This is a genomic window from Haloferax gibbonsii ATCC 33959 (assembly GCF_000336775.1).
GTDB classification, from domain to species: Archaea; Halobacteriota; Halobacteria; order Halobacteriales; family Haloferacaceae; genus Haloferax; species Haloferax gibbonsii.
Genome location: NZ_AOLJ01000016.1, coordinates 1 through 9438 on the forward strand (window position 1 = coordinate 1; position 9438 = coordinate 9438).

10 protein-coding genes are annotated in these 9438 nt (G+C 69.0%); 7 read left to right on the top strand and 3 right to left on the bottom strand.

The features are described from left to right. Positions 1-478: HAD family hydrolase (locus C454_RS10800; protein WP_004975510.1), on the top strand; the 478-nt coding region annotated here is incomplete at its 5' end. Positions 479-565: 87 nt separating this feature from the next. On the opposite strand, the gene C454_RS10805 is transcribed toward C454_RS10800, so the two are convergent. The 3 genes from C454_RS10805 to C454_RS10815 all read right to left on the bottom strand — a co-directional run bounded on the left by C454_RS10805 (position 566) and on the right by C454_RS10815 (position 4533). Further along, positions 566-1312 carry a response regulator gene (locus C454_RS10805; RefSeq protein ID WP_004975512.1) on the bottom strand — a complete coding sequence of 249 codons (747 nt, stop codon included), beginning with the start codon at positions 1310-1312 and terminating at the stop codon, positions 566-568. Between the two features lie 111 nt (positions 1313-1423). Continuing rightward, positions 1424-3316, bottom strand: coding sequence for a molybdopterin biosynthesis protein (locus C454_RS10810; protein ID WP_049905099.1), 1893 nt, complete (start codon positions 3314-3316; stop codon positions 1424-1426). Beyond that, the gene (locus C454_RS10815; RefSeq protein WP_004975516.1) at positions 3313-4533 is read right to left on the bottom strand and encodes a molybdopterin molybdotransferase MoeA; all 1221 of its coding nucleotides are present in this window, start codon (positions 4531-4533) and stop codon (positions 3313-3315) included. Before C454_RS10815 ends, C454_RS10810 begins: the two co-directional genes overlap by 4 nt. Positions 4534-4684: 151 nt before the next feature. Between C454_RS10815 and C454_RS10820 the strand changes: the two genes are divergently transcribed. From C454_RS10820 to C454_RS10845, 6 genes are all read left to right on the top strand, one after another. Continuing rightward, positions 4685-5053, top strand: a complete 369-nt coding sequence (locus C454_RS10820) for an Hsp20/alpha crystallin family protein (RefSeq protein WP_004975518.1) — start codon at positions 4685-4687, stop codon at positions 5051-5053. A 7-nt stretch (positions 5054-5060) separates the two neighbouring features. After that, positions 5061-6737 (top strand): ABC1 kinase family protein, encoded by a 1677-nt coding sequence (locus tag C454_RS10825; RefSeq protein WP_004975520.1) that lies wholly within the window; start codon positions 5061-5063, stop codon positions 6735-6737. A 57-nt stretch (positions 6738-6794) separates the two neighbouring features. Then, positions 6795-7223 (top strand): DUF5518 domain-containing protein, encoded by a 429-nt coding sequence (locus C454_RS10830; protein ID WP_004975521.1) that lies wholly within the window; start codon positions 6795-6797, stop codon positions 7221-7223. A gap of 95 nt (positions 7224-7318) precedes the next feature. Next, a complete protein-coding gene (locus C454_RS10835; protein ID WP_004062652.1) occupies positions 7319-7693 on the top strand; it encodes a translation initiation factor IF-5A in 375 nt (124 codons plus the stop codon). A 15-nt stretch (positions 7694-7708) separates the two neighbouring features. Next, on the top strand, positions 7709-8530 hold the full coding sequence (gene speB / locus C454_RS10840; protein ID WP_004975523.1) for an agmatinase: 822 nt from the start codon (positions 7709-7711) through the stop codon (positions 8528-8530). A gap of 55 nt (positions 8531-8585) precedes the next feature. Then, a complete protein-coding gene (locus C454_RS10845; protein ID WP_004975525.1) occupies positions 8586-9347 on the top strand; it encodes a Nif3-like dinuclear metal center hexameric protein in 762 nt (253 codons plus the stop codon). The last annotated feature ends 91 nt before the right edge of the window (positions 9348-9438 follow it).

The window sequence follows — 9438 nt, forward strand, 5'->3', positions numbered from 1 at the left end:
CATCGACCCCGCCGAGTTCTGGCCCGCGTTCCACCGCGAGGAAGACCCCGCAAAGCGAGCAGAAGTGACGTACCTCCACGACGACGCCGAGCGCCTCATCGAAGAGATTCACGCCGCCGGCCGACCGGTCGGCATCGTCACGCACTGCCAGCAGTTCCTGACCGACCCCGTGTTGGACCACCTCGACGTGCGCGACTGGTTCGACGCCGTCGTCTGCTGTACCGAGGAGACGGGGTGGAAACCCGACGCCGCGCCGGTGCGACGCGCTATCGGCGAACTGGGACTCGACGACCGAGTCCTGACCGACGGCGGCACCGCGGGCGTCCTCGCCGGCGACGGCGAAAGCGACATCGGAGCCGCGTGGAACGCCGGCTTGGACGGCATCCACGTCGAGCGACACGGACCCGAACACCGCGGGCGCTGCGTGCTCGGCGAGTACCGCGTCGAGAGCTTCGACGACCTCGTTCGGTCCGGCTGAACGGGCGGGTTCCGTCCGAAGCGGTGATTCGACGGTCGCGACCGTCCAGAGAGAAGAAAAGAGAGATCGACGCTCGGAGGAGTGCGCTCAGGACAGCGTCTGCTCGGGCGTCGGCCGGGCGAAGATGTCGCCGGTGCTCGTGACGGCGACCTGGATGTCCTCGTAGGGGAACCGGACTTCGATGCCGGGGCGCTCTTCGGCCTCGACGACGGGCCGGAGCAGTTCTTCGAGCGCGTCGGTGTCGATGTACTCGTACAGCGGGGTCTCGATGGCCGAGAGCCCGCCGTAGGACTCGACGGCCTCGACGACGACGATGCCGAGTTCCTCGTCGCCGAGCCACTGCCCGACGAGTTCCCAGTTGTCGTCGAGGCTGAACGTGGCCTCGGCGGCCGCGTCAGCGTGTTCTTCGAGCGCCTGCGTGACCGCGGAGGCACCGACCGCGAGCGCGGAGTCGACGCTGTCGTCGTCGACGAGGCTCCGGACCCGCTGGAGGACCGTCGCGAGGTCGCCGGGGCCTGCTTTCTGGACGTACTCGGTGACGCCGGCGGTCGAGGCGACGTCGGCGACCTCGGGCCACGACTTCGCCGTGAACAGGAGGATGGGGATATCGGCGTGTTCTTGTCGAACGGCTTTGACGAGTGGCACCCCGTTCGGGAGCACGAGGGAGTCGCTCACGACGCAGTCGACCGACTCGGCCGAGATGACGCCGAGCGCCTCGGTCGCCGACTCGGCGGTCAGAAGAGAGACGGCGTCGAGTTGGCGGAACGCGGCTTCCGAGAGGGCGAGCATCTCGGGGTCGTCGTCGACGTGAAGGACCTTCAGAGGGCTGTTCATATACCAGTTGTACACGCTACGCGGATAAAAACGTTCTACTTATTTTATACTTCAGCGGGAGACGAATATCTAAACGGGTCACGGCCGCTTTCTAAAGGGTTACGGCGGCGCTTAGGTCCTCTCGAACCCTGCGAGGTCGGCAAGTAAATCGCCGCTCGCCGCGAGCACGCCGCGAAGCGAGGCGACGCCGGGTTTCTCGGTCCGGGCGGGGTTCGCGAGGACGGCGACCCGCTGTTTTCCGAGCGAGACGAAATCAAGCCCGAGCGAGTCGGCGGTCGCGCGGAGGCCGAGACCGGCGTCGGCGCGGCCGGCGGCGACCGCCCGCGCCGGACTCTCGAACGCTTTCGTCCCGCGGTCGAACCCCTCGATGGCCTCGACGAGTTCGTGTCTGGTCGTCCCGCGCTCGTCGGCGAGGGCGGCGACGGCGTTCCCGAGGTCGGTCCGCAGTCCGGAGTTCGAATCGCGGTTGACGAACCGGAGGTCGTCGTCTACGAGGTCCGCGAGTCCGGACACCCCGTCGGGGTTGCCGTCGGGGACGACGAGGCCCCACTCGCGCGTCCACGAGCCGAGTTCGACCGCGTCGATTTCCTCGACTGCGTCGCCCCGGTCGCCCGCGACGACGGCCACGTCGGCGATGTCGTCCCTGAGCCGTCGCAGGCCCTCGCGGGAGCCGAACGGGAGGTACCGCGGCGACGACACGCGGTCGAGCAGGCGCGAGAGCGCGGGGTCGTCCTCGCCGACGCCGAGCAGTTCCGGCGCGCGGACGTCGGGCGAGAACAGGTGGACCGTCACCGACTCGCCCTCGGCGAGGTACTCCACGTCGGCGGCGACTTCGACGACGCCGTCGGCCTCGACGAGGCTCGTCGTCGCGCCCGAGCCCTTGTCGACGGGGTAGACGAGCGTCTCGCCGTCGCCGTCGGCGACCAGTCCGACCGGCATGAGCCGCGTCCGGCCCTCGGCGTACCGCTCGCGGGTGGCCATCGTCCCCTCGACCGTCGCGGTCCGGGGCTCCGGGAGGCCGGCGGCGTCGCGGATTGCCGGCGCGACGAACGTCCGGAAGATGGTGAGCGCGGAGACCGGGTAGCCGGGCAGGCCGACGTAGGCGCTTCCCTCGCCGAGCGTGCCGACGAGCATGGGTTTCCCGGGCTTGACGGAGACGCCGTGCAGCAGGAGTTCGCCGCGCTCTTCGACGACGCGGTAGATGACGTCGACCGCGCTCGCTGACGTGGACCCGGACGAGAGCACGAGGTCGCACTCGTCGGCCGCCCGTCGGAGCAGGCGCTCCAACTCCCCGTAGTCGTCGCCCGCGTGGGGGTAGAGCTTCGGCACGCCGCCGGCCTCTTCGACCCCCGCGGCGATGGTGTAGGAGTTCACGTCGTAGATTTCGCCCGCCTCCGGGCGGAGTTCGTCGCCCGGTCGGACGAGTTCGTCGCCGGTCGAGACGATGCCAACGGTGGGCTTCCCGCGGACCGGCACCTCGTCGACGCCGAGCGCCGACAGCAGGCCGATTTCGCGGGGGGTCAGGCGCGTTCCGGGGCCGAGGGCGCGAGCGCCGGCGGCGATGTCGGTCCCGGCGGGCATCACGCTGTCACCGGGTGCGACCGCCGAGTAGACGACGAGCGAGCCGTCTCGCTCGTCGGTTCGCTCCACGATGACGACGGCGTCCGCGCCCGGCGGCATCACCGCGCCGGTGGAGATTTCGACGGCGGTTCCGGGGTCGACCGCCACGTCCGGTTCGCTGCCGGCGTGGACCGCCCCGGCGAGGTCGAGTTCGACCGGGTCGGCCTCGTCCGCGCCGAAGGTGTCGCGGGCGCGGACCGCGTAGCCGTCCATGCTCGCGCGGTCGAAGCCGGGTACGTCGAGTTCAGCGTCGATTCGCTCGGCGAGGACGCGGCCGCGGGCGTCTTCGAGCGCCACCGTCTCGGCGTCGGGCGTCAGGTGGAGCGACGCGATGGCCTCGCGCGCTTCCTCCGGGGAGGCGAGGTCGCGGAACTGCTTTCTCATGCGGACCACTCCCAGCCCTCGACGGCGACCGTGTCGCCCTCGTCGTAGCCCTCAATCTCCTCGGGGACGACGACCCAGCCGTCCGCGAGCGCGACGCTGGAGAGGATGCCCGACCCGCTCGTCCGGGTCGGCTCGGCGGTCGGTTCGTCGCCCGACGTGTCGAGTCGGACGCGGGCGAACGTCCGCGTCCCGGGCGAACTCGGGATTTTTCTGGTGAGCGTCGCCTCCTGCGTTGGCAGGGGACGCTCGGGGAGCGACCCGACGCGCTTCAGCACCGGCCGGAGGAACTGGAAGGCGTTGACGACGCAGGCGACCGGGTAGCCGGGCAGCATGACGACCGGCGTGTCCTCGACGACGCCGACCGCGACCGGGTGGCCGGGTTTGAGCGCGACGCCGTGGACCAGCACCTCGCCGATGTCGTCGACGACCTCGGGGATGAGGTCGCGCTCGCCGACCGACGACCCGCCGGTGGTGACGACCACGTCGTGGTCGAGGTCCGATTCGACGGCCTCGCGGAGCAGGTCGGCGTCGTCGACGACGATGTCCCGGTAGCTCGCCTCGCCGCCCCAGCGCTCGACCAGTCGGGAGACGGTCAGGCCGTTGGTCTCGATGACCTCGCCGGGACCGGGGTCGGCCTCGACGAGTTCCTCGCCGGTCGGGACGACCGCGACGCGGGGGCGTTCGAACACCGTCACCTCCTCGACGCCGACGGAGCGAAGCAGGCCGATGTCCGACGGGCGAAGCTCGTGGCCGGCCTCGAACAGCGGCGTTCCCTCGCGCACGTCCTCGCCGCGCTCGCCGACGTTCTCGCCCTCCGCAAGCGCGTCGAACACTTCGAGTTCGTCGCCGAGCCGTTCGGTGTGTTCGACCATCACGACGGCGTCGGCCCCGTCGGGCACGTCGCTGCCGGTGTGGACGCGGGCGGCCGTCCCCGGCTCGACCGGGCCGTCGACGATTCGGAGGACGTTCGGCGAGCGGCCGCTCGCGCCGAAGGTGTCCGACGCGCGGACGGCGTAGCCGTCCATGGCGGCGCGGTCGTAGCCGGGCACGTCGGTGGGGGCGACCGCGTCTTCCGCGAGCGCCCGGCCGTCGGCCTCGGCGAGCGGTCGGCGCACGGTTCGGTCGTGCGGCGTCGCCGCCGCGAGGAGCGACTCGCGGGCGTCCGACAGCCGCGTTCGTTGCTTGAACCCGGCCGTGCGTCGGTCGTCGTGGTTCATACCGGCCCTTCGGTTCGGGGGGCAAAAAGCGTCGGCCTCGAACGCGTCGGCGGGCGATTCCCGAGCCGCGCCGTTGCGTCTTCGCGCTCGCGCGCTCGCGCGCTCGCGCGAGACCGCCGGGTTTTTCGACCCCGACTCCCTATGAACGTTCATGTCAGCACTGCGCGACGCGCTGTCCGACCTCCCGGACGCGGTGTTCGCCGACCTGTTGGAGTCCGAGACGTCCTACCTCTTGGTCCTCGACCTCCCGGGCGTGACCGCCGAGACGGCGGAGCTCCGAGTCGAGAAGGGCAGATTGGTCGTCGAAGCGCGACGCGACAAACGGCTTCCAGCCGAGTTCGACTACGTCCGCGAGGAACGCCCGCTGTTCCTCGACGCCGAAGTCCCCCTTCCGCCTGACGCCGTGGCCGACGAGGCCGAGGCGTCGATGGAACGCGGGACGCTGGAAATCCGGCTCCCCAAGCGCGAGGCCGCCTCCGAGCGGACCATCCCCATTACCACCGGCGACGAAGACGCCTGACGAGGCGGTGGTCACGCTGGTCAACCTCCGCGCCTATTGGCGGTTCCTCGTCGTCCTGTACCAGTTCTTCCCGCTCATCGTCGCGTACACCCGTGACAAGCGGAAATACCTCCTGTTCGGCGGCGGTCGACGCGTCACGACCGAGATGCGTATCAAGCGCGCCGACGTCCTCTTGGAGTCGCTACTGACGCTCGGGCCGACGTTCATCAAGCTCGGCCAACTGCTGTCGACGCGCCCCGACATCCTCCCCCCGGAGTACATCGAGGTGCTCGGGAGCCTCCAGGACGACGTGCCGGCCGCGCCGTGGGACGAGTCGAAGGCCGTCCTCGAAGCGGAACTCGGCCCCGTCGAGGAGGCGTTCGACGCGTTCGACACCGAGCCGATAAGCGGCGCGAGCCTCGGGCAGGTGTACGTCGCCGAGTACGAAGGCGAAAAGGTCGCCGTCAAGGTCCGCCGGCCCGGCATCGAGGACCTCGTCGAGGCCGACCTCCGGGTGATTCGGTGGTCGATGCCGCTTCTCATGCGCTTTATCGGCGAGGGGCGAGCGTTCTCGCTGGAGAACCTCGCCGACGAGTTCGCCAAGACCATCCGCGAGGAGATGGACTACGACGAGGAGGCCGAGACGCTCGTCGAGATTCAGGAGAACTTCGCGGACGACGACACGCTCGTCATCCCCGAACCGATACCCGAGCGCTCCGACGACCGAGTGCTCACGATGGAGTACCTCCCCGGGACCAAGATAAACAACATCGAGGCGCTGGACGACCTCGGCGTCGACCGGACCGAACTGGCGACGAACCTCCAGCGAATCTACCTCCAGATGATCGTCGAGGACGGCGTCTTCCACGCCGACCCCCACCCGGGGAACCTCTCCGTGACCGACGACGGCCGCATCATCTTCTACGACTTCGGGATGCACGGCGAGGTCGACCCGTTCATCCAGGACAAGATCGTGGAGTTCTACATCGCCGTCGCCAACCAGGACGTCGACGGCATCCTCGACACGCTCATCGAGATGGGGACGCTCAGCCCGAACGTCGACCGGCAGGTGATGGGCGACGTGATGGAACTCGCCATCGCCGACGCCCGCGGCGACGACATCGAGCAGTACCGGGTCAACCAGATCCTCGAACAGGTCGAATCGACCATCTACGAGTTCCCGCTTCGGCTCCCGCGGAACCTCGCGCTCGTGCTCCGGGTCGCCGGCGTCGTCGAGGGGGTCTGCGTCACGCTCGACCCCGAGTTCGACTTCATCTCGGTGGCGACCGACTACCTGACGGAGGAAGGCTACCGGGAAGAGAGCGTCCAGAAAATCATCGAGGGCGTCGGCCAGCAGGGCCAGAAGACCGCCCAGTCGCTGTTCCGCGTGCCGCCCAAGCTCGAACGCGTCCTCGACCGGGCCGACCGCGACAACCTGACGCTCAACGTCCGGCTGGAGGACAACCGCGGCATCCTCGACAAGCTGGCCAAGCGGCTCATCTACGGCATCTTCCTGTCGTTCGGCTTCGTCTCGACGGTCATCATCTACGCGCTGAACCCGGAGAACCTCGTCGCGGTCGGCGCGGCGGGCGCGCCGACGGGCCTCGTCGCCCTGCTCCTCTGGCGGTCGTTCCGCTCGCGGAAAGGGATCCGGGCGACGCCGCAGTTCACCCGGCAGAACCTCAAAGAGCGCCGCAGAGAGTAATCAACGCTGAGAATCGGGCGCGTAATTTTATGCGCTCTCGCCGATACACTCTCGCTCATGACGGAGTGGCGACCGGTGTTCGTGGGGGTGTGTCTCGCCGCATGCACCGAATCGCTCGTCTACGCGATGACGGGCCAGTTCACCCTCGTCGGCGGGGTCACGGGGAGCGCGCTCGCCGGCTACGTCGTCGGCACCGACCCCGCCGACGGCGGCTGGCACGGCCTCATGGCCGGCGTCGTCTGGGGCTGTCTGCTCATGCCGGTCTCCGTGCTTCTCACCTTCCTCGAACGGACGCCGATTCTCTTTCCGTTCCAGTACCTCATCCCGATGTTCGAGACGGCGGGCGAGCTGACGACCGCCATCATGCTGGCGCTCTCGCTCCCGAACGTCGCCTCCGGGGCGCTCGGGAGCCTCGCCAGACGCGACGCCGCAGGGACGTGGTTCGACCCCGAGATGGCCGAGGTCGACCCGGTCGAAGATGCCTGACCGATCGGGGTCTCCGCCCGCGATTTCCACGGCAAGGAGTCGCGTGCGAGGACGGTTCCAAACCGTTTATACCCTCCATCCGATAACGGAGAGACATGGCGAAAGAGCAGAAGCAGGTGCGCGAGCTCCAAGAAGGGAGCTACGTCATGATGGAAGAAAAGCCGTGCAAAATCAACGCCTACAGTACCGCAAAGCCCGGTAAGCACGGCAGCGCGAAGGCGCGCGTCGAAGCCCGCGGCGTCTTCGACAGCAAGAAGCGCTCGCTCTCCCAGCCTGTCGACGCGAAGGTGTGGGTCCCCATCATCGAGCGGAAGCAGGGTCAGGTCGTCTCCGTCACCGGCGAGGACGCCCAGATCATGGACCTCGAGACCTACCAGACGTTCACGATGCGCATCCCCGAGGAAGAAGACCTCAACCCCGAAGACGAGATCGAGTACCTCGAGTACGAAGGCCAGCGAAAAATCGTCTAAACGGGGGTCACAGAGATGTTCCCCGGAGCAATCGCAGACCGCGAGGTCGCCGACTACGTCCTTCTCGGCGCTCCGCTCGACATCTCCACGTCCTTCCAACCCGGAACCCGTTTCGGACCGAATCGAATCCGTCGGTTCGCCGAGTCGTTCGACGACTACGACCGGCGCACCGACCAGTTTTTCACTGACTTACGCGTCCACGACGCGGGCGACGTCCGCGCGTGGGACGACGCACCTGAGTACGTCGAATGGCTCGCCGGGAGCGTCCGCGACGCCGTCTGGGACGACGCCGTCCCAATCGTCCTCGGCGGCGAGCACACCGTCACCGCCGCCGGCGTCACCGGCGTCGAACCCGACGTGTTCGTCTGTCTCGACGCCCATCTCGACCTCCGGCGCGAGTACGACGGCAACGAGTGGAGCCACGCCACCGTCACCCGTCGCGTCCTCGACGAACTCGGCGTCGACGAGGCCGTGATTCTCGGCGCGCGAACCGGCTCGCCCGGCGAGTGGAAGCGCGCCGAGGCCGGCGACGTGACCGTGGTCGAACCCGAAGCCGTCCCCGACTGGGAACCCGACTTCGACGACGACCAGTCCGTCTACCTGAGCGTCGACATCGACGCCGCCGACCCGGCGTTCGCACCCGGCACGGGTACTAAAGAGCCGTTCGGGCTCACCTCCCGGGAGATGCGAGACGCGGTCCGGGCGGTCGCGCCCCGCGCCGACGGCTTCGACGTGGTCGAGGTCAACGACCGCGACGACGGACAGGCCGCGTCGCTGGCGGCGAAGCTCCTCCGGGAGTTCGTCTTCTCGCACGCCGCCGAGTGGGCAGACGAGTAACCGACCCCGCGGCGAACCCCGTTCCTTACAAGTCCCCGAGTCACGACTCCCCGGTATGCAGCTCTCCGACATCGTCGCCCGACTCGACGAGACGCTCGCGACCGACGACTTCGCCGACGTGGACGCCAGCGCCAACGGCCTGCAGGTCGGCCCCGAGGAGAAATCGGTCGAGAAGGTCGCCTTCGCGGTCGACGCCGCGGAAGCGACCATCGACGCCGCGCTCGACGCCGACGCGGACCTCCTCGTCGTCCACCACGGCCTCGTCTGGGGCGGTCTCGACCGGGTGACCAGCCGCGACTTCGACCGCATCGAGCCGCTGATTCGCGGCGACCTCGCGCTCTACGTCTCGCACCTCCCGCTGGACGGCCACCAGGAAGTCGGCAACGCCGCCGGCGTCGCCGACCACCTCGGCCTAACAGACACCGAGCCGTTCGGGTCGCTCGGACCGATTCACATCGGGCAAGCCGGGGAGCTCGCGTCGCCGAAGACGACCGACGAGGTCCGGGCGGCGCTCGACGAACTGGACGGGAGCGCGGGCACGACCGCCCTCGACTTCGGCCCCGACGAGATTTCGTCGGTCGCTATCGTCACCGGCTCCGGCGTCGACTGGCTGGACGAGGCCATCGACCGCGGCGTCGACGCGCTCGTCACCGGCGAGGGCAAACAGAAGGTGTACCACGAGGCGCGCGAGGCCGGCATCTCGGTGTTCCTCGCGGGGCACTACGCGACCGAGACGTTCGGGGTTCGGAGCCTGCGGGACCTCGCCGACGAGTGGGGGCTGGAGACCGAGTACGTCAGCCACCCGACCGGGCTGTAGGCGCGACCGAGCGCCCGACACCCCATCGCACGGTCCCGTCGGACCGGGGCGTTCAAACGCTCGGCCCTGTCTCTTATACACATCTCTGAGC